The organism is Amycolatopsis sp. TRM77291 (genome assembly GCF_054166285.1).
In genome coordinates this window covers 9,020,401-9,038,631 of record NZ_JBSZHF010000001.1, presented here as the reverse complement: position 1 = coordinate 9,038,631, position 18,231 = coordinate 9,020,401, and the positions used below count along the sequence as shown (strand labels likewise).

The 18,231-nt window shown below is 69.0% G+C and carries 19 protein-coding genes; 9 read left to right on the top strand and 10 right to left on the bottom strand.

Annotation, left to right across the window (positions count from 1 at the left end):
- Positions 1–18 precede the first annotated feature (18 nt).
- Positions 19–651 carry a sigma-70 family RNA polymerase sigma factor gene (locus ACXIZN_RS42570; protein WP_457960371.1) on the top strand — a complete coding sequence of 211 codons (633 nt, stop codon included), beginning with the start codon at positions 19–21 and terminating at the stop codon, positions 649–651.
- Here the strand turns inward: ACXIZN_RS42570 and ACXIZN_RS42565 are convergent.
- From ACXIZN_RS42565 to ACXIZN_RS42545, 5 genes are all read right to left on the bottom strand, one after another.
- Positions 648–1,295 (bottom strand): response regulator, encoded by a 648-nt coding sequence (locus ACXIZN_RS42565; RefSeq protein ID WP_192743127.1) that lies wholly within the window; start codon positions 1,293–1,295, stop codon positions 648–650. The two genes, ACXIZN_RS42570 and ACXIZN_RS42565, sit on opposite strands and share 4 nt — an antisense overlap.
- On the bottom strand, positions 1,292–2,839 hold the full coding sequence (locus tag ACXIZN_RS42560) for a GAF domain-containing protein (RefSeq protein WP_457960370.1): 1,548 nt from the start codon (positions 2,837–2,839) through the stop codon (positions 1,292–1,294). Before ACXIZN_RS42560 ends, ACXIZN_RS42565 begins: the two co-directional genes overlap by 4 nt.
- Positions 2,840–2,869: 30 nt before the next feature.
- A complete protein-coding gene (locus ACXIZN_RS42555; RefSeq protein ID WP_126732877.1) occupies positions 2,870–3,349 on the bottom strand; it encodes a pyridoxamine 5'-phosphate oxidase family protein in 480 nt (159 codons plus the stop codon).
- 304 nt (positions 3,350–3,653) lie between these two features.
- A complete protein-coding gene (locus tag ACXIZN_RS42550; protein WP_457960369.1) occupies positions 3,654–4,085 on the bottom strand; it encodes a nitroreductase family deazaflavin-dependent oxidoreductase in 432 nt (143 codons plus the stop codon).
- A gap of 10 nt (positions 4,086–4,095) precedes the next feature.
- Positions 4,096–4,878: a TetR/AcrR family transcriptional regulator gene (locus tag ACXIZN_RS42545; RefSeq protein ID WP_457960368.1), complete on the bottom strand. Its 783-nt coding sequence runs from the start codon at positions 4,876–4,878 to the stop codon at positions 4,096–4,098.
- Between the two features lie 78 nt (positions 4,879–4,956).
- Here ACXIZN_RS42545 and ACXIZN_RS42540 point away from each other — a divergent pair, with 78 nt between their 5' ends.
- On the top strand, positions 4,957–7,218 hold the full coding sequence (locus ACXIZN_RS42540; RefSeq protein WP_457960367.1) for an ATP-binding cassette domain-containing protein: 2,262 nt from the start codon (positions 4,957–4,959) through the stop codon (positions 7,216–7,218).
- 209 nt (positions 7,219–7,427) lie between these two features.
- Here the strand turns inward: ACXIZN_RS42540 and ACXIZN_RS42535 are convergent, their stop codons facing one another.
- Complete coding sequence (locus tag ACXIZN_RS42535) at positions 7,428–8,309, bottom strand: hypothetical protein (RefSeq protein ID WP_457960366.1); 882 nt, start codon at positions 8,307–8,309, stop codon at positions 7,428–7,430.
- 137 nt (positions 8,310–8,446) lie between these two features.
- Between ACXIZN_RS42535 and ACXIZN_RS42530 the strand changes: the two genes are divergently transcribed.
- The 4 genes from ACXIZN_RS42530 (at position 8,447) to ACXIZN_RS42515 (ending at position 11,729) form a co-directional block, all read left to right on the top strand.
- The gene (locus tag ACXIZN_RS42530) at positions 8,447–9,580 is read left to right on the top strand and encodes a metallophosphoesterase (protein ID WP_457960365.1); all 1,134 of its coding nucleotides are present in this window, start codon (positions 8,447–8,449) and stop codon (positions 9,578–9,580) included.
- A 124-nt stretch (positions 9,581–9,704) separates the two neighbouring features.
- Entirely contained in the window at positions 9,705–10,349 is a 645-nt protein-coding gene (locus tag ACXIZN_RS42525; protein ID WP_457960364.1) for a DUF998 domain-containing protein, read from the top strand.
- 23 nt (positions 10,350–10,372) lie between these two features.
- Entirely contained in the window at positions 10,373–11,170 is a 798-nt protein-coding gene (locus tag ACXIZN_RS42520; RefSeq protein WP_457960363.1) for an alpha/beta fold hydrolase, read from the top strand.
- Positions 11,171–11,183: 13 nt separating this feature from the next.
- Complete coding sequence (locus tag ACXIZN_RS42515) at positions 11,184–11,729, top strand: O-acetyl-ADP-ribose deacetylase (RefSeq protein WP_457960361.1); 546 nt, start codon at positions 11,184–11,186, stop codon at positions 11,727–11,729.
- A gap of 134 nt (positions 11,730–11,863) precedes the next feature.
- Here ACXIZN_RS42515 and ACXIZN_RS42510 read toward each other — a convergent pair whose 3' ends face one another.
- The 3 genes from ACXIZN_RS42510 to ACXIZN_RS42500 form a co-directional block, all read right to left on the bottom strand.
- A complete protein-coding gene (locus ACXIZN_RS42510) occupies positions 11,864–12,847 on the bottom strand; it encodes a hypothetical protein (RefSeq protein ID WP_457960359.1) in 984 nt (327 codons plus the stop codon).
- Positions 12,844–14,088, bottom strand: coding sequence for an MFS transporter (locus ACXIZN_RS42505; protein WP_457960357.1), 1,245 nt, complete (start codon positions 14,086–14,088; stop codon positions 12,844–12,846). The genes ACXIZN_RS42510 and ACXIZN_RS42505 overlap by 4 nt, the downstream gene beginning before the upstream one ends.
- 66 nt (positions 14,089–14,154) lie before the next feature.
- A complete protein-coding gene (locus ACXIZN_RS42500) occupies positions 14,155–15,693 on the bottom strand; it encodes a discoidin domain-containing protein (protein ID WP_457960738.1) in 1,539 nt (512 codons plus the stop codon).
- 196 nt (positions 15,694–15,889) lie between these two features.
- On the opposite strand from ACXIZN_RS42500, the gene ACXIZN_RS42495 reads away from it, so the two are divergent.
- Positions 15,890–16,534, top strand: a complete 645-nt coding sequence (locus ACXIZN_RS42495) for an HAD-IA family hydrolase (protein ID WP_457960356.1) — start codon at positions 15,890–15,892, stop codon at positions 16,532–16,534.
- Here the strand turns inward: ACXIZN_RS42495 and ACXIZN_RS42490 are convergent.
- A complete protein-coding gene (locus ACXIZN_RS42490; protein WP_126732747.1) occupies positions 16,524–16,991 on the bottom strand; it encodes an NUDIX domain-containing protein in 468 nt (155 codons plus the stop codon). The two genes, ACXIZN_RS42495 and ACXIZN_RS42490, sit on opposite strands and share 11 nt — an antisense overlap.
- Before the next feature lie 141 nt (positions 16,992–17,132).
- Here ACXIZN_RS42490 and ACXIZN_RS42485 point away from each other — a divergent pair, with 141 nt between their 5' ends.
- Together ACXIZN_RS42485 and ACXIZN_RS42480 are read left to right on the top strand one after the other, a co-directional pair.
- Positions 17,133–17,564 carry a DoxX family protein gene (locus tag ACXIZN_RS42485; protein ID WP_457960354.1) on the top strand — a complete coding sequence of 144 codons (432 nt, stop codon included), beginning with the start codon at positions 17,133–17,135 and terminating at the stop codon, positions 17,562–17,564.
- A 187-nt stretch (positions 17,565–17,751) separates the two neighbouring features.
- Positions 17,752–18,177 carry a DoxX family protein gene (locus tag ACXIZN_RS42480; protein ID WP_457960352.1) on the top strand — a complete coding sequence of 142 codons (426 nt, stop codon included), beginning with the start codon at positions 17,752–17,754 and terminating at the stop codon, positions 18,175–18,177.
- Positions 18,178–18,231: the final 54 nt, after the last annotated feature.

Genomic DNA, 18,231 nt, shown 5'->3' with positions numbered 1-18,231 from the left:
AACGGCAGATCCGGCGTGATGACCGTGTCCGAAGCCGTCCGCCCGACGTATCAGCCCCGCCCGGGAGAACCGGACGGCGAGCTGATCCGCGCGGCGATCAGCGGCGACCGGACTGCCGTCGGCAGGCTGCTGGCGCTCCTGCGGCCGATCGTGTTCCGCTACTGCGCGGGCAGGCTGGGCGGGACGGTCCGCGGCGTCTCCAACGCCGAAGACTGCGCCCAGGAAGTCATGATGGCCGTCCTCGTCGCCCTGCCGCGCTACAGCTACCAGGACAACAGCTTCCTGCCGTACGTCTTCGGGATCGCTTCGCACAAGGTCGCCGACGTCCGCCGCAACCTCGCCCGCGACCCGTCCGCGCCGGTGCCCGATCCCGAGCCCGAGCAGGACGGGCCGTGGAATCCGACGTTCGAGGAGGTCGAGAAGGCCGATCGCCGCCGCCGGTTGTCACGGCTGTTCGAGGTCCTCTCGGCGAAACAACGCGACGTGCTGGTGTTGCGCGTGATCCACGGGTACAGCGCCGAAGAGACCGCCGGCGCGCTGGGTATGGCGAGCGCGGGCGCGGTCCGCGTCACCCAGCACCGGGCCCTCAACGAACTGCGCCGGGTACTGCGCGAGAACCCCGATTTCGCCGGTGGGTTCACGATTTTCTAGACGGTGGGCTTGCGGCGTTGCGTGGCGTAGACGGCGGCGGCCGTGCGGCGTTCGAAACCGAGCTTGTGCAGCAGGGACGACACGTAGTTCTTGACCGTCTTCTCCGCCAGGTACAGCTTTTCCGCGATCTGTCGGTTGGTCAGCCCGTCGGCGATGTGGTCGAGCACCCGCCGCTCCTGCGGGCTCAGCTGTTCGTACCGCGGGTCCGGGAGGTCGCTCTCCCCGCGCAGCCGGTTCATCACCGAGGCCGTCAGCGTGCTGTCGAGGAGCGATCCGCCCGCGGCGACCGTGCGGACCGCCTTGACGAGCGCGCCACCGGAGACCTGCTTGAGCATGTACCCGGCCGCGCCGGCCATGATCGCGCCGAACAACGCGTCGTCGTCCGAATAGGACGTCAGCATCAGGCAGGCGGGCGGCGGGTCGATCGACGCCCGGATCTCCCGGCAGACGCTGACCCCCTCGCCGTCCGGGAGCCGGACGTCGAGCACCGCGACCTGCGGTTTGACCGCGGGGATCCGCACGTACGCCTCGGCGGCCGTGGACGCTTCGCCGACCACGGTGAGATCGTCTTCGGCCTCGAAGACCGTCTTCAGCCCGGTGCGGACGAGTTCGTGATCGTCCAGCAGGAACACCGAGATCGTCATCGCACACTCCCCTGTCGGGCCGGCAGCTCCACCGACCAGTCGAGCTTCGTCCCGCCTTCCGGCGCCGCTTCGACGGCGAACGTGCCGTTCCAGCGGGCCGCGCGTTCGGCCAGGTTCGCCACGCCGCTGCGATGGCCGGGTTCGGCGGGCATGCCGACGCCGTCATCCACCACCGAAAGTTTCAGCCACCGGCCGTCGCGGTCGACGGAGACATCGACCGAGACCGCCGTCGCCTCGGCGTGTCTGACCACATTGGACAGTGCTTCGCGCAGGGTCGCGATGAGATCGGAGCGGACCGTGTCCGGCACCGCCGAGTCGAGCGGCCCGTCGAAGCCGACCCGGGGCTCCGACGCGCAGCCCGCGTCCAGCGCGACGCGCAGCAGCTCCGACCGGAGGCTGCCCTGCGCCTCCGCCGGTTCCTGCAGGGAAAAGATGCTGTTGCGGATCTCGCGGATGGTGCGGTCGATCTCGTGTGCGAAGCCCGCCACGCGGTCGGAGACGGCGGGTTCGCCCGCGAGCCTGCTGAGCCCCTCCAGGCCGAGCCCGATCGCGAAGAGCCGCTGGATCACCAGGTCGTGCAGGTCCCGGGCGATCCGGTCACGGTCTTCGAAGACGGCGAGACGCTGCCTGTCCTGCTGCGCGCGGGCGAACTCGACCGCGAGCGCGGCGTGCCCGGCGAAGGTCTCGGCGAGCTGGACGTCGTAGGCGGAGAACGGGGTCTTGTCGCGGAACTTCGCCACCAGCAGGACGCCGAGTTTCTCCTCGCCGGCGATCAACGGGACGGCGACCGTGGAATCCAGGTCCTTGATCATCGCGGGCATCGAGACGCCGCGGCCACCCTGGTGCTCGATCACCTTGTCGCCGTACTCCCGGACCACGACGGGTTTGCCGCTCGTGTACGCCAGCCCGGTCGCGGTGCCCTCGGCAGGCACGGTGACCCCGGCGATCCGGTCGGCGTCCGGCCCCGGCGGCTCGACGATCTCGAAGACCAGCATCCCGTCACCGCGCGGCCGGGCGACCGCGCCCGCCGAACCGCCGGCGACGACGCGGGCGCGTTCGGCGATGAGGCGGAGGGTCGCGGTCAGATCCTGGTCGGCCAGGAGCGCGCCGGTGACGTGGTAGGAGGCTTCGAGCCAGCGCTCGCGCCGCTGCACCTGGTCGAACAGGGCGGCGTTCTCGATCACCACACCGGCCGCCGCGGTGAGCGCGACGAGCAGGTCGTCCTCGGTTTCGGTGAAGTCCTCACCGTCCGGTTTGCGGGCGAGGTACAGCAGCCCGAAGATGCGGCCGCGCATACGGATCGGCACCGCCCGGGCTTCGTCCTCGGACGGTGGCCGCTCCCAGGCGTCGCCGAAGCGGATGAACTCGTCCGAATCGAGCACGCTCAGCGCGCCGAACGGCGCACCGGTCAGCTCGCAGGCCGATTCGACCAGGCGCCGCAGGACGTCGGAGAGGCTGAGATCGTGGGCGATCCCGGCCACCGCGTCCAGAATCCTGGGCGCTTTGGCGTCGCTCGCCGCACTCACCCGCCGCACTGGCGTCACCGTCCCGGAGTAACTCCCCGGGCAGTGGGGTCAGGAATGACAGACGCGCCCGGATCGCTCATCTGGTGCGTCGATCACGGACAGTGCTTCGTTACCGCGAGCGCCGAGGATCCTCCGTCCGGTCACCGACTCGATCGGGATCCGGAGGTAGCGGGAGTCGGCCTGACCAGTCCAGCAGCCCAGCGGCAGCGTCTCGAGCTCGGCGATCACGATCGGATCACGCACCTCGGAGGCGCGGCCGACGACGGTGACGAACCAGCCCGTCCCCAGGTCCTTGGCGAACTCGTCGACGGCGAACGCCACCACGCTGTCGAGTATCCCGGCGAACAACGCGCTCTGTGCCGGGGTCCGCACCACGATCGCGCCGTGGTGGAGCGCGAACCGCGCGGGCTGGATCGCCGGCATGGCGCGCGAAGTGAACACCACCCGGCCGAGCCCGGCGCCCGCGAGCAGCGCCAGGCACTGCTCGCGGCCGAGCGTCTCGAGACCCAAGGAGTCGGACATCGGCATCCCCGCGTTCTCGTCGTGTGCTTCGTCGAGATCCACGGTCCCCGGCTTACCGACTCGCCGGTAGGGCCGATGGACCCGGCCCGTGCGGGGGATGCGGGGAGGTTGCGAAAGCCACTTTCGCAACGCGTTCCGTCAGGTTTGGCCGCGCAGCCGAGCCGGGTCGCGGTGGCCGGCCGGGCCCCGTGTCGCGAAAGCCACTTTCGGGACGTCAGATGTCCCGAAAGTGGCTCGCGAAAGCCACTTTCGGGACGTCAGATGTCCCGAAAGTGGCTTTCGCGACACGACCACCGAAACCTGAGCGTCCCTACGCCTTGGGCGACAGCAGCACCACGGGGATCTCCCGGTCGGTCTTGGTCTGGTACTGCGCGTAGTTCTTGTAGTCCGCGGTGATCTTGGGCCACAGGCGGGCGCGCTGCTCGGCGTCTGCCACGGTCGCGACCATCGGCTTCGCCCTCTCGCCCTTCAGGGTGACCTGGACGTCGGGGTTGTCGCGGAGGTTGAGGAACCACGCCGGGTGCTGGTCGTCGCCACCGCGCGAGGCGACGATGACGTACGCGTCGCCCTCGCGCAGCGGCGAAGTCAGCAGGACGGTGCGCGGCTGGCCGGATTTGCGGCCGATGGTGGTCAGTTCCAGGACGGTCATCCCGGCGACCTGCCAGCCGGCGCGGCCGCCGCTGACCTTCTGGATGACGCGGTGGACGGCGTTCATGGTCTTCAAGGCGAAATCGGAGGGCATGCGGAGAAGGCTACTCCGCTTTCGTCGCGACTTCGATTCCGTCCAGGATGACCCTCAGCGAGAACTCGAAGGCCTCCCTCGCCTCCTGCTCCAGATAGGACACCGTCTCGTCCTCCATCCGGAACGCGTGCTCGCTCTCCATCCAGGTCAGCGTCGGGAAGCGCTCGGCGAAATCCGGCGAGACCTCCTTCAGGTGCGCGGAGCGCGCGTACCACCACTCGTCGTCGGACTGCCCCGTCACCTTCTCGGCCAGCCGCGCCTCCGAGGCCGTCCTGGCCGGCTCGCGCACACACGAGTACAGGGCGCTGACCAGCCGCCGCAGCGCCGTCGGGCGCAAACCGGTCCGGCGCAGGATCTTCACCAGCGCCTCCAGGACGACGTACTCGTTCGGCCCGAGCACCGGCCGCGCCTGCGAGACCTGCAGGACCCAGGGGTGCCGGAGATAGAAGTCCCAGAGATCCTCGGCCCAGCGCGCGGCGTCGGCCCGCCAGCCGTCGCCGTCGTAAGCGGCCGGAAGCTCGGCGAGCGCCGTGTCGTACATGAGGTCGACGAGTTCGCTCTTGCTCGGGACATACGTGTAGAGCGCCATCGCCGTCCGGCCGAGCCGGTCCCCGACGGCCCGCATCGAAAGGCCCGCCATGCCTTCGGCGTCCGCGATGGCGATGGCGGTTTCGACGATCAGCTCCACCGAAAGCCCCGGTTTGGGGCCGGGCCGCTCGGCGTCCGGCGACTCGGTCCGCCACAGCAGTGCCATCGACCGCCGGGGGTCCCCCTGCGCCGCGTAGACGACCACTTGCCAACTCCTTACAGCATAAACTAACCTCTGCTACCCTCACTTTACAGGCTAAAGAGTTCCAACCAGGGGAGAGCCATGCCTTCGGCCGCCGACAGCCACGACATGATCCAGGTGCGCGGAGCCAGAGAGAACAACCTCGCCGACGTCTCGGTCGACATCCCCAAACGCCGCCTCACCGTCTTCACCGGTGTTTCGGGTTCGGGTAAGTCGTCCTTGGTGTTCGGCACCATCGCCGCGGAGTCGCAGCGGCTGATCAACGAGACCTACACCGCGTTCATCCAGTCCTTCATGGCCCCGGTCGGACGGCCGGACGTGGACGCGCTGCGGAACCTGAGCGCCGCGATCGTCGTCGACCAGGAGCGGATGGGCGCCAACTCCCGGTCCACGGTCGGCACCGCGACCGACGCGCACACGATGCTGCGGATCGTCTTCAGCAGGCTGGGAACGCCGCACGTGGGGACGTCGGGCGCGTTCAGCTTCAACCTTCCCGAGGGGATGTGCCCCGAATGCGAGGGGCTGGGCAAGGTTTCCAGCATCGACATCGACCAGCTCGTCGACAAAGAGCTTTCGCTCGACGAAGGGGCGATCACCGTCCCGAACTTCACGCCCGGCAGCTGGTACTGGAAGGGGCTCGCGGAGTCCGGTTTCGTCGATCCCGCGGTCAAGCTGAAGGACTACACCCCGCAGCAGTGGGAAGACTTCATGCACAAACCCGCCACCAAGATGAAGCTCGGCGGGATGAACACCACCTACGAAGGCCTTCTGGTCAAGGTGCAGCGGCTGTTCCTGTCGAAGGACAAGGAGTCGATGCAGGCGCACGCCCGGGCGTTCGTGGACCGGGCGATCACCTTCCGGCAGTGCCCGTCGTGCGAAGGCGCGCGGCTCAACCAGGCGGCGCTGTCCTCGAAGATCGAGGGACTGAACATCGCCGACTGCTCGTCGATGCAGATCAGCGACCTGGCCGACTTCCTGCGCAAGATCGACGATCCGTCGGTCGGGCCGCTGATGCAGACCCTGCGCGGAACCCTCGACTCGCTCGTGGAGATCGGCCTCGGCTACCTGAGCCTCGACCGTGAATCCGGCACGCTGTCCGGCGGCGAGGCGCAGCGCGTGAAGATGGTGCGGCACCTGGGATCCAGCCTCACCGACGTCACCTACGTCTTCGACGAGCCGACCGTCGGGCTGCACCCGCACGACATCCAGCGTATGAACGGTCTTCTGCTTCTCTTGAAGGACAAGGGGAACACCGTGCTCGTCGTCGAGCACAAACCGGAGACGATCGAGATCGCCGACCACGTCGTCGACCTCGGCCCCGGCGCCGGGCCGAACGGCGGGCGGATCTGCTACACCGGCGACGTCGCCGGACTGCGCGCGTCCGGCACGCTGACCGGGCGGCACCTCGACCACCGGGCGCGGTTGCGCACCGACGTCCGCGTGGCCACCGGGCAGATCCCGATCCGGAACGCGACCCGGCACAACCTGCGCGGGGTGGACGTCGACATCCCGCTGGGCGTGCTGACCGTGGTCACCGGGGTCGCCGGATCGGGCAAGAGCTCGCTCATCCACGGCTCACTGTCCACAAGGGACGACGTGGTGGTGCTCGACCAGTCGGCCATCCGCGGCTCGCGGCGGAGCAACCCGGCGACCTACACCGGCCTGCTCGACCCGATCCGCACCGCGTTCGCCAAGGCCAACGGCGTCAAGGCGGCCCTGTTCAGCGCGAACTCCGAAGGCGCGTGCCCGAAGTGCAAGGGCATCGGGCTGATCTACACCGACCTGGCGATGATGGCCGGGGTGGCGACCGTCTGCGAGGAATGCGAAGGCAAGCGGTTCACCGCCGAAGTCCTGACGTACAAGCTGCGGGGCAAGGACATCAGCGAGGTCCTGGCGATGCCGGTCGCCGAGGCGCGCGAGTTCTTCCCCTCGGGGCAGGCACGGACGATCCTGGACCGGCTCGCCGACGTCGGCCTGGGTTACCTCGGGCTCGGGCAGCCGCTCACGACGCTGTCCGGCGGGGAACGGCAGCGGATCAAACTGGCCATCCGGATGGCGGAGAAGTCGGCGACCTACGTCCTCGACGAACCGACCACCGGTCTGCACCTCGCCGACGTCGACCAGCTGCTCGGGCTGCTGGACCGGCTCGTCGACGATGGGAACACGGTGGTGGTGATCGAACATCACCAGGCGGTGATGGCGCACGCGGACTGGATCGTGGATCTCGGGCCGGGCGCCGGTTCGGAGGGCGGCCAGGTGGTGTTCACGGGGACTCCGGCGGATCTGGTCGCCTCCGGTGACACGCTCACGGCGCGGCACCTTCGCACTTACGTGGGCCGCTAGGGCAGTCCCGCGTGACCGGTCCGATCGCGAAGGGGTGTGTGGAAATAGGGTCGTTGAACGTCCCTATTTCCACACACCCNGCGGATCTGGTCGCCTCCGGTGACACGCTCACGGCGCGGCACCTTCGCACTTACGTGGGCCGCTAGGGCAGTCCCGCGTGACCGGTCCGATCGCGAAGGGGTGTGTGGAAATAGGGTCGTTGAACGTCCCTATTTCCACACACCCCTCACCAAGAGCGACACTCGGGACCGGCGCCGAACCGCTTCACGAACGGCCACCGCACCGATAAGCCCCAGCACCCCCGAAGCGACCCCCGACGTCACCATTTCGACCGGCGAGGCCGCCAGCGGCGAAACCCCCGCGACCGATTCCAGTCCCACCACCGCGGTCAGCACCGAATAGGCACCGATCGCCAACCACACCAGCCGCACGCGCCGCCGTTCCGTCCACTCCGCGAACCGCAGGAGCCATGCGAGCCCCGGCACGATGAGGATCGCGTGCATCGCCACCGCGTGCAGCGGCTTCAGCGCGCCGGCTGTGGTGTACGCGGCCTGAGGGTTCCCGCCCCGCGCCTCGGCGACGCCGCTCGCGATCATCGCCGCGCCCGCGCCCAGCGCCACCAGCAGCGCGACGAGCCCGAACCGCACCGCGAGCCGCATGCTCGCCGACGCCTCCCCGTCGCCGCGCAGAGCCGCCGCCGTGAACGAGACCGCCGTCAGGATGATGACGCCACCGCCCGCGGCGAGCGTGGTCGACACGGCGTTGTCGAAGCCGGTCTCGAAGTTGAAATGCGACGGCACCCCGCGCCAGGCCTGCATGCTCACGAGCACCGTCTCGACGACGCTCGCCCCGGTGAAGACGCCGAGCAGCACGTTCCGCACGCGCGGCCGCACCGCGACGTACGACGTCGCCCAGGCGACGGTGATCAGCGTCAGCCCGAACGAGAGGCCGAACGTGACCGCCTTCCGCATCGACACCGGCCCGGTCCACGAACCGCCGGACGTGACCAGCACGACCGCGTGCACGAGACCACTGAGGAACAGGAGCGCCCCGGTCGCGTAGGCGACGCGTTCGATCGTCCGTGACTTCATGCCGAAGAGTGTCTTCCCCGGCCAGACGGAAAGCGTCGGCCGTGAAGCGACATCTCGCGTACGCCCGCCTACGTACCTGAGACGTCCTCAGCGAAGACGGCGGTAGAGACCAATGGGCTGTTACTCTGGCCGACATCATGCCCCGCATCCTTGTCCGCGTCGCCGCGCTGATCGCCGTTCTCGCCCTCCTCTTCGGTGTGCCGTGGTGGACGATCGTCGGCTCCCCCGAACTCCCGGCCGCGCTCGAAGTCCTCGGCACGATCGTGTTCGCCGCCGCCGCCCTCGCCGTGCCCGCGTGCATGGTCCTCGGCCACGGCCCGTGGCAGCGTGATCTCGCGGCGAAGGTCGGCGACCTCTCCCTCGGGCTGATCTGGCTGCTGTTCTCCTTGTCGGTGCTCGGAAACGTGCTGCGGCTCGTCCTCGCGGTGTCCGGAGTGGACAGTGCGGCGGGAATCGTGTCCGGCGTCGTCTTGGTCGCCTTCGCGGCGCTGGCGGCGTACGGGATGTTCGAGGCGCGACGCGTGCCGAGGCTCAAGGAACTCGACGTCGTGCTCCCCCGCCTCGGCGCGGGGCTCGACGGTCTCCGCTTCGCGATCATCACCGACACCCACTTCGGCCCGCTGAACCGGACGGCGTGGTCGGAGAAGGTCGTCGAAGTGGTGAACGAGCTCGACGCCGACGTCGTGGCCCACGCGGGTGACCTCGCCGACGGTTCGGTCGCCAAACGCGCGCGACAGGTCGCGCCGCTCGGGAAGGTGCGGGCGAAACTCGGCAAGTTCTACATCACCGGCAACCACGAGTACTTCGGCGAGGCGCAGGCCTGGCTCGACCATATGCGCGACCTCGGCTGGGAGACGCTGCACAACCGGCACCTGCCCGTCAGCCGCGGCGGGGACACGCTCGTCTTCGCCGGCATCGACGACCCGACGGGCGCCGCGTCCGGCCTGCCCGGCCACGGCCCCGACCTTCCCGCCGCGCTCGACGGCGTCCCCGCGAGCACCCCGGTCGTCCTGCTCGCCCACCAGCCGAAGCAGGTCAAGCAGGCCGCCGAGGCCGGCATCGATCTCCAGATCTCCGGGCACACCCACGGCGGCCAGATCTGGCCGTTCCATCTGCTGGTCCGGCTCGACCAGCCCGTCCTGGCCGGTCTTTCGCGCCACGGCGAGCGCACGCAGCTGTACACGAGCCGCGGCACCGGCTTCTGGGGGCCGCCGCTGCGCGTCTTCGCGCCGAGCGAGATCACCCTCCTGACCTTGCGAAACGGCAAGTAGCCACCCCGTCGCGACACCTCACGGTGTCCCAGCGGCCCAACCGACAATTTTTTTTGTCTTGACAACTGAGACTTTCGGGGCGAGAGTTGTGCCAACGCACTCGCCGCCCCGAAAGGCCGAAACGATGACCATCACCGCCACCCGTACCCACGTCGCACTACCGGCCCGCGCCCTGCTCGTCTGCGGCGCCGTCTCGGGCCCGCTGTACTTCCTGACCACGCTCACCCAGGCCGCCGTCCGCGACGGCTTCGACGTGACGAAGCACCCGGCGAGCATGCTGAGCAACGGCGACGCGGGCTGGATCCAGGTGACGAACTTCCTGGTCACCGGCGTCCTGATGATCGCCGGAGCGATCGGCCTGAGCCGGACGCTCGAACCGGGAAGAGGCAGCACGTGGGGGCCACGGCTGCTGGGCGTCTTCGGCGTCAGCCTGCTGTTCGCCGCGGTCTTCAAGGCCGACCCCGGCAACGGCTTCCCGGTCGGCGCCGGCCAGGCCACGATCAGCACCGCGGGCGTCCTGCACATGGCCGCCGGCTCGATCGGTTTCCTGTCGCTGATCGTCGCGACCTTCGTGTTCGCGAGCCGCTTCTCCCGTGAGGGCCACCGCGGCTGGGCCGTCTACTCCCGCGCCACCGGCATCGCGTTCTTCACCGCCTTCGCCGGGATCAGCTCCGGCAACGCGAACGCCGTCGTGATGCTCGCCTTCTGGGCCACCGTGATGCTGGCCTGGGGCTGGGTCACCGCCGTCATCCTCCGCGCAAGCCGCTAGACAACCCTAGGAGAATTCCCGCCATGAGCACCGTGACCTCGCAAGACGGCACCACCATCGCCTACACCCGCACCGGCTCCGGCCCCGCCGTCATCCTGGTCGACGGCGCGATGTGCCACCGCGAGTTCGGCCCGGCCAAGCCGCTGGCCGCCGAACTGGCCGCGCACTTCACCGTCTACACCTACGACCGCCGCGGCCGCGGCGAGAGCGGCGACACCGCGCCGTTCTCCGTCGCCCGCGAGGTCGAGGACATCGCCGCGCTGATCAAGGAAGCGGGCGGCACCGCCCGCGTCTACGGGATCTCGTCCGGCGCCGCGCTCGCCCTCGAAGCCGCGAAAGCCGGGCTCCCGATCACGAAACTGGCCGTCTACGAATTCCCGCTGGTCGTCGACGACACCCGCCCGCCGGTCCCGGCCGACTACGCCGAACGGCTGGAGAAGGCCATCGCCACCGGCAAGCCCGGCACCGCGATCAAGACCTTCATGCGGGAAGGCGTCCGCGTCCCGGCCCCGGTCGTGTTCATGATGCAGTTCATGCCCGCGTGGCCGAAGCTGAAGAAGGTCGCGCCGACCCTGCGCTACGACGCCGCCCTGTTCGACGGCCTGCACGACGGCACCCCGCTGCCCGAGGGCCGCTGGGCGGACGTTTCCGTGCCGACGCTGGTCATGGACGGCGGCAAGAGCCCCGCGTGGATCCGCAACGGTGTCGCCGCGCTGGCGAAGGCGGTCCCCGGTGCCGAGCACCGCACGATCGAAGGCCAGACGCATATGCTCAAGCCGAAGGCCGTGGCCCCGGTCCTGATCGAGTACTTCACCGACTGACGGAGCGATCACGATGATCGAACTGGTCGAAGGCGACATCACCGAACAGCGGGTCGACGTCGTGGTCAACGCCGCGAACTCGTCACTGCTCGGTGGCGGCGGGGTGGACGGCGCGATCCACCGGCGCGGCGGGCCGGAGATCCTCGCCGAATGCCGGGCCCTGCGCGCGGGTCACTACGGCAAGGGACTGAAGACCGGAGAGGCGGTCGCCACCACGGCGGGCCGCCTTCCGGCGCGCTGGGTGGTGCACACCGTCGGGCCGGTGTGGTCCGATTCCGAAGACCGGTCCGCGCTGCTGGCCTCCTGCCACCGCAACTCACTGCACGTCGCCGCCGATCTCGGCGCGCACACCGTGGCGTTCCCCGCGATCTCGACCGGGATCTACCGCTGGCCGGTCGAATCCGCGGCGGAGATCACCCTCGAAACCGTGGTGGACACGCTCTCGGCCGGGTCGTGCTCCGTGGAACTGGTGCGGTTCGTGCTCTTCGGGAAGGCGGCGTACGACGTGTTCCGCGAGCAAGCGGAGGCGATGGGCCTGGGTGGCGCCGAACTCGCGTGATCAGGCACGTAACTCGCGTGCTTGAAGACGTAACTCGCGTGCTTGAAGACGTAACTCGCGTGATCAGACGCCGATCACCGAGTTACGCCTCTGATCACGCGAGTTACGCCTCTGATCACGCGAGTTACGGGCCGCTACACGCCCGCGGGTGAAGCGGCCTGCTGGACCAGCTCCCTTGCCGCCCCGCTCCCGTCCGCCGGAACCGCCCAGATCGCCGAGTCCACGCCGTACGCCACGGTCCGGTCGTCGAGCCAGGCCGCCTGGTCGTCCACGCTGCGCGTCTCGGCCAGCATGGTCTCCTTCCCGGAGGCCAGATCGAGGACGGCGAGCCGCCACGGCGCCGCGAGATCGGCGGAAACCTTCTTCTTGAAGGCGATCCGCTTCCCGTCCGGTGAGAGCGACGGGCATTCGACGTTCTCCCGGATCATCCTCGCGACGAGCTTCTCGTAGTCCGCCTCGACCAGGTACGTCTTCCCCTTCGTCCCCACGGTCGCGTAGAACCGTTTGCCGTCGGGGGTGAAGGTGATCCCCCAGTAGTTCACGTCGGACGAGTAGTACGGCTTGCCGTCGAGCAGGAGCCCCATCTCCTCGATGCTCTTCATCAGCTTCCCGGTCGTCAGGTCGAAGATCCCGGCCCTGGTCGAGAACCCGGTCTCCGCGTAGGAATCCCCGTTGACGAACAACGTCCAGTAGGCGCGTTTCCCGTCCGGCGAGACCCGGCCGCGGCTGGGCGTGCCGGGCAGTTCGATCCGGCGGATCTCGTTGAGGTCCTTGTCCAGCACGATGACATCGGTCATCGGCGGCAGCACGCCGGGCTGGGCGGCGAGGCACAGTGCGGTCCCCGCCGAGGCGGCGAACCGGTCGCAGCTGAGACCGGACACCTTCCGGGGCTCGCCGGGGCGGTCGACCGGGACGGTCGCGAGATGGCCGAAGTCCGGGCCTTCGGCGGTGTTGCGGAACAGCAGTTGTCCCTTGGCCCGCACCGAAACCGGCTGCCCGGACACGACGGCGACGGAGTTGACGTCCGGCCCGCGGTCCCGGGAGACGACACCGTAGCCGACGGCCGCCGCGATCAGGACGACGACCGCCACCACCACGCCGAGGATCCGCGCCTTCACGCGTAGGTCCGCAAAGGACGGAGGACCGCCGCGGCGACCACCACCACGGCCAGCGCGCCCGCGGCGACCAGTACCGCGGCATGCAGGTCCCAGGTGGTCCACGCGAGTCCGAAAAGGACGGACGCGAGCATCCGCGTGGTCGCCTGCCCGGTCTGCACGAGCGCCAGCCCGCTCGCCCGCTGGTGCTCGGGCAGCAACGGCCCGGCGGCGGCCATCAGGACGCCGTCGGTGGCCGCGTAGAAGACACCGTGCAGCACGAGCGCCAGCACCGCGAGGATGCCGCCGTCCACCGGCCCGAGCAGCGCCAGCAGCGCCACGACCAGCGCGACGTGCCCGCCGAGGAACACCTTCCAGCGGCCGATCCGGTCCGAAAGCCTGCCGAACGGGACGGCCAGCAGCAGGTACACGCCGGCGGTTCCCAGCGGCAGCAAGGGAAAGAAGACCGCGCCGAGTTCCCAGCGGCGCTGCAGCACGAGGTAGAGGAACGAGTCGCTGAGGGTGACCAGGCCCAGCAGCGCGGCCCAGACGCAGATCCGGCGGAACGACGCCTGCCGGATCAGGCCCGCGGTCTCCCGCAAGGAGACCTTGGGGCGCTCGGCTCGCGGCTTGGGCTGGTGGTCCTTGACGAGCACCACCAGGATGATCACGCCGATCGCGGCGACGCAGAAGCTCGTGAAGAACACCGAGTCGTAGCTGCCGAGGCTGAGCCACAGCACGGCCATCGCGACCAGCGGGCCGAGGAACGCGCCGAAGGTGTCCATCGCGCGATGGACACCGAACGCGCGGCCGAGGTGTTCCGGCTCGCTGCTCAAGGTGATCAGCGCGTCCCGCGGCGCGGTCCGGACGCCTTTGCCGGTGCGGTCGGCCGCGAGCACGGCGCCGATCGCGAGGGTGGACGACCCCGCCATCATCAGGCCGATCTTGCCTAACGCCGAGAGACCGTAACCGAAGCAGGCGACCGCCTTGAGCCGCTGCCACCGGTCCGCGAGGTGCCCGCCGACCAGCCGGACGACGGCGGTGACACCGGAGTAGAGACCGTCGAGCACGCCGAACTGCAGCGGGCTGAGACCGAGACCGAGGACCAGGTAGAGCGGCAGGACCGCGGTCACCATCTCCGACGAGATGTCGGTGACCAGGCTGACCAGGCCGAGCGCGACGACGTTCCCGGTGACGGCCCGTTTCACGCCGCTCTTAGGGACGTCCGCCGCGGCGTCCGCTCCCCTACTGGTGGCGATGTACATGGGAGACCTCCAGCGCCGTGAGGAGGTGCCGGGTCGCGGCGCGACCCGGCACCCGGATCGCGAGGATCAGTGGCAGGTGTAGGTGGGCGAGGAGTCGATCGTCTTGCCGTCGAGCCCGATCAGCTGGGTCGAGAAGGCGTTGTCCGACATGTTCAGCTTGAGCACGCCGTAGGTCGAGATCGCCTTCGCCGTGGCCGGGTGCTCGGTCTTGACCGGGTACAGGCTCGCCCCGCCACCGCCGCCGATGATCTGCACCGGACCCGCGGGGTCCTTGTCGCCGTCGGCGTTCTGCGGGTGGAACCGCTCGTAGTGGTGGTCGTGCCCGTTGAGCACCAGGTCGACCTTGTTCTGGACCAGGGTCTCCCAGAGCGTGGCCATCTTGCTGTTGTCGCCGTGGTCGCCCGAGGTGTAGCGCGGGTGGTGGTAGTACGCGGCGACGCAGGGCTTGGTGTTGTTCTTCAGGTCCTGCTTGATCCAGTTCAGCTGCTCGTCGCTGATCGCGTTCGCGGCGAGGCCGGGCGAGAACTCCGTGCTGTCGATGGCGACGAAGTGCCAGTTGCCCATTTCCCAGCTGTAGTAGGTCTTCCCGTTCGGCGTCGCGATCTTGCCGAAGTACTGCTTGTAGGCGCCCAGCGGGGTGTGGTCGTAGGTCTCGTGGTTGCCGGGGACCGGGTGCATGATGTTCTTGTACTTGCCCCAGGTCTTGTCGAAGTACTTCGTGAAGTCCTCGATATGGGCGTCGTCGTACTGGTTGTCGCCCATGGTGATGACCGCGGCCGGGTTCATCTGGCCGACCAGCGCGGCCGTCTTCGGGTGGATGCACGAAGACGACGAAGCGGTGCACTGTTCGGCGATGTCGCCGGAGGCGGCGAGGACGAACGAAGAACCGCCCGCCTGCGTGGTCGCCTGGATCTGGTTGCTGGCCGCCGAGGTGTTGCCGGCGGCGTCCTTCGCGCGGACGGTGTAGGTGTACGCGGTGGACGCGCTCAGCCCGCTGTCGGTGTAGGAAGCGCTTTCAGTAGTGCCGACGACCTGGCCGTTGCGCAGCACTTCGTAACCGCTGACGCCGACGTTGTCCGTCGAGCCGGTCCACGTCAGGTCCACAGTGGACGAAGTGACCGAACCCGCCTTGAGGTTCGACGGCGCGGTGGGCGCCTGCGTGTCGCCGGAGGAGTCCGACGTCCCGTAAACCTGCATCTCCCAAAGGGAGTAGCCGTAACTGGTGGCGCGTTTGGTGCCGACGAGGCGCAGGTACCGGCCGCGCGCGGCCAGCCCGGTGAGGTCGTCGGTCCCGCCGTTGCCGTTGGTGACGGACTTGATCGGGGTCCACGCCGAGCCGTCGTTGGAGACTTCCAGCCGGTACGCGGAGGCGTACGCCGCCTCCCAGTTCAGCTTGACCCGGTTGATGGCCGACGGGCCGCCGAGGTCGATGCGGATGAACTGCGGGTCGACGCCTTCCGCGCTCGCCCAGCGGGTGGTGCTCTTGCCGTCCACGGCGAGCGGACCGCCGTAGGATGAGGACTCCACCGAGGAGACCAGGACGGCTTTACCTTGGGACAGAAGGATATCAGCGGCTTGGGCGTTTCCGCTGAGCAGCGTCGGCAACAGGATGGCGGCCGCGCCTAGTGGCAGTAGTCGGGTTCGGGCCTTCACATCGATCTCCCCGGGAATCCGTGGCGGCGGGTTGAGAGGGACGGGTGCGCGGCGTTCACTTCGAGTACACGTGTTCGTTTGGTAAGTTTCCTAACGAATGCGTACGGTAATCCGTACCACTCAGTGAGTCAAGACGTAGACTCGTCCCATGACCGGCGCATTGATCTTCGACTTCGACGGGACGCTGGTCGACACCGAGGCGGCCGTCCTCGTGGCCTGGCAGGAGACCTTCCGCGCCCGCGGCGGCGAACTCCCCCTCGACGTCTGGCACACCGTGATCGGCACGCAGAACACCGCCGTCGCGATGTTCGAGCTGCTGGAGGAGAACGACGAGAACCTGGACCGGGTCGCGGTCCGCACCGGCGTCCGCGCCAGGGTCACCGAGCTGCTGGAATCGGTGGGGCCGCGGCCCGGCGTCGAGGAATACCTCGAAGACGCCAAGGAGCGCGGCTTGCGGCTGGCCATCGCGTCAAGTTCGACCGGCGACTGGGTCACCACGCACCTGAACCGGCTGGGCCTCGCGGACGCGTTCGAGGCCGTCCTCACGGGAGACCTCCATGAGGCGAAGCCGAGCCCGGACCTCTACCTGGCCGCGCTCGCCGCGCTGGACCTGCCCGCGTCCGAGGCGATCGCGTTCGAGGACTCGCCGCACGGCGTCACCGCGGCGAAGGCCGCCGGGCTCGAATGCGTCGCGGTGCCGAACGCGATCACCGCGGTGCTGGACTTCGACCACGCCGACCTCGTACTGGGCTCGCTGGCCGACAAACCACTCGGCGAGTTACTCAGCCGTTGAGCAGTTCACCCAGCCGGACGAGGAACGGGCGCTGACCTTTGAGCAGCTTCTCCTCCGCTTCGGCCAGCCCGAACCAGGCGACCCGGTCGACCTCCGGGAACTCCTGTGTCCGCCCCGAGCGCGGCGGCCACTCCATCTCGAAGGTGCCCGGCACCACCTGAGCGGGGTCGAGGTCTCCCTCGACCGCCCAGACCGTCACGACCTTGCCGCCGGACTGCTTCACGACGCCGAGCGGGAGGTACTCCCCCTCCGGCGCCGGCAAGCCCAGTTCCTCCTGGAACTCGCGCCGCGCCGCGGCCTCCGGCGCCTCATCCGGCTCGTACTCGCCCTTGGGCACCGACCAGCCGCCCGCGTCCTTCTTCGCCCAGAACGGCCCGCCCATATGCCCGAGCAGCACCTCGGTCACCTCGCCCGACCTGCGGAAGAGCAGGATCCCGGCACTCGTCTTACCCGCCATGCCGTCCAGTCTGGCCTTACTCCGACCGGGTGAGGTGACCGGCCCGCGAAAAAAGTTTCCGCCCGGGTGTCGATTCGCGTCGTCCCCGCCCGACGCGTTGTCAGAAGCCGCCCGACAGCCACTCCCGGAAGGACCGGAACCATGACGCAGACCACCGCCCCCGCCAAGACCACCACCACCCCGCGTGCCGCCAAGGCACAGGGCGCGATCCAGTCCGCCGTCCGGATCGTCGTCTCGTTCCTTTTCCTCTGCCACGGTTTGCAGGGATTCGGATTCTTCGGTGGCGTCGACGGCGCGGGCGGCTCGGTCGAGCTCGGCTCCTGGCCCGGCTGGTACGGCAGCGTGATCGAGCTCGTCGGCGCCGCGTTCGTGCTGGTCGGCCTGTTCACCCGGCCGGTCGCGGTGCTCCTGTCCGGCGTGATGGCGTACGCCTACTTCACCGTGCACGCCCCGGAAGGCCTGCTGCCGCTGCAGAACATGGGCGAGCTGTCGACCCTCTACTGCTGGATCTTCCTGCTGATCGCCGCGATCGGCCCCGGCACCTTCGCCCTCGACACCCTGCGCCGCCGCTGACGGAAACGCGATTAAGGCCCCTTTCCTGGAACCACTCCAGGAAAGGGGCCTTAATCGCGTTTCGTCGTCGTTAAATTCGGACATACCATGGAATTACCCCCCGAAAGAAAGTTCCCTGCCGATGGGGGTATCCGGCATCCTCTATCGCATCAATGGTTTAGACCACCTTGAGCCGGAAGGATGCGTCATGACCCAGACAGCCGCCGCCACGACCACCGAGATCGGCCCGACCGCCCCCAAATGGCAGGGGCTCGCCCTCTCCGCCGTCCGCGTCGTGGTCGCGTTCCTCTTCCTCTGCCACGGTTTGCAGAAGATGGGCCTTTTCGACAAGCCCGCCGTGCCGTTCGGCACCTGGCCGGGCTGGTACGCCGGGGTGATCGAAACTGTCGGCTCGCTGCTGATCCTGGCAGGCCTGTTCACCCGCCCGGTCGCGGTGCTGCTTTCGGGCACGATGGCGTACGCGTACTTCGTCGTGCACCAGCCCGACGCACTGCTGCCGCTGCAGAACAAGGGCGAGACGGCCGCCCTGTACTCCTGGATCTTCCTGCTGTTCGCGGTGGTCGGCCCGGGCACTTACGCGCTCGACACCCTGCTCCGGCGCCGCAAGTCCTGAAGCGCGTGAAGGCCCCCTTCCCTCGGCTGAGCCGAGGGAAGGGGGCCTTCACGC

Excerpts from the sequence above, each read along its gene's own strand:
- ACXIZN_RS42540 (WP_457960367.1), top strand. The coding sequence starts at position 4,957 with ATGCCTTCGGCCGCCGACAGCCACGACATGATCCAGGTGCGCGGAGCC.
- ACXIZN_RS42535 (WP_457960366.1), bottom strand. The coding sequence starts at position 8,309 with ATGAAGTCACGGACGATCGAACGCGTCGCCTACGCGACCGGGGCGCTC.
- ACXIZN_RS42530 (WP_457960365.1), top strand. The coding sequence starts at position 8,447 with ATGCCCCGCATCCTTGTCCGCGTCGCCGCGCTGATCGCCGTTCTCGCC.
- ACXIZN_RS42550 (WP_457960369.1), bottom strand. The coding sequence starts at position 4,085 with ATGCCCTCCGATTTCGCCTTGAAGACCATGAACGCCGTCCACCGCGTC.
- ACXIZN_RS42525 (WP_457960364.1), top strand. The coding sequence starts at position 9,705 with ATGACCATCACCGCCACCCGTACCCACGTCGCACTACCGGCCCGCGCC.
- ACXIZN_RS42565 (WP_192743127.1), bottom strand. The coding sequence starts at position 1,295 with ATGACGATCTCGGTGTTCCTGCTGGACGATCACGAACTCGTCCGCACC.
- ACXIZN_RS42505 (WP_457960357.1), bottom strand. The coding sequence starts at position 14,088 with ATGTACATCGCCACCAGTAGGGGAGCGGACGCCGCGGCGGACGTCCCT.
- ACXIZN_RS42490 (WP_126732747.1), bottom strand. The coding sequence starts at position 16,991 with ATGGCGGGTAAGACGAGTGCCGGGATCCTGCTCTTCCGCAGGTCGGGC.
- ACXIZN_RS42495 (WP_457960356.1), top strand. The coding sequence starts at position 15,890 with ATGACCGGCGCATTGATCTTCGACTTCGACGGGACGCTGGTCGACACC.
- ACXIZN_RS42515 (WP_457960361.1), top strand. The coding sequence starts at position 11,184 with ATGATCGAACTGGTCGAAGGCGACATCACCGAACAGCGGGTCGACGTC.
- ACXIZN_RS42555 (WP_126732877.1), bottom strand. The coding sequence starts at position 3,349 with ATGCCGATGTCCGACTCCTTGGGTCTCGAGACGCTCGGCCGCGAGCAG.
- ACXIZN_RS42570 (WP_457960371.1), top strand. The coding sequence starts at position 19 with ATGACCGTGTCCGAAGCCGTCCGCCCGACGTATCAGCCCCGCCCGGGA.
- ACXIZN_RS42520 (WP_457960363.1), top strand. The coding sequence starts at position 10,373 with ATGAGCACCGTGACCTCGCAAGACGGCACCACCATCGCCTACACCCGC.
- ACXIZN_RS42480 (WP_457960352.1), top strand. The coding sequence starts at position 17,752 with ATGACCCAGACAGCCGCCGCCACGACCACCGAGATCGGCCCGACCGCC.
- ACXIZN_RS42485 (WP_457960354.1), top strand. The coding sequence starts at position 17,133 with ATGACGCAGACCACCGCCCCCGCCAAGACCACCACCACCCCGCGTGCC.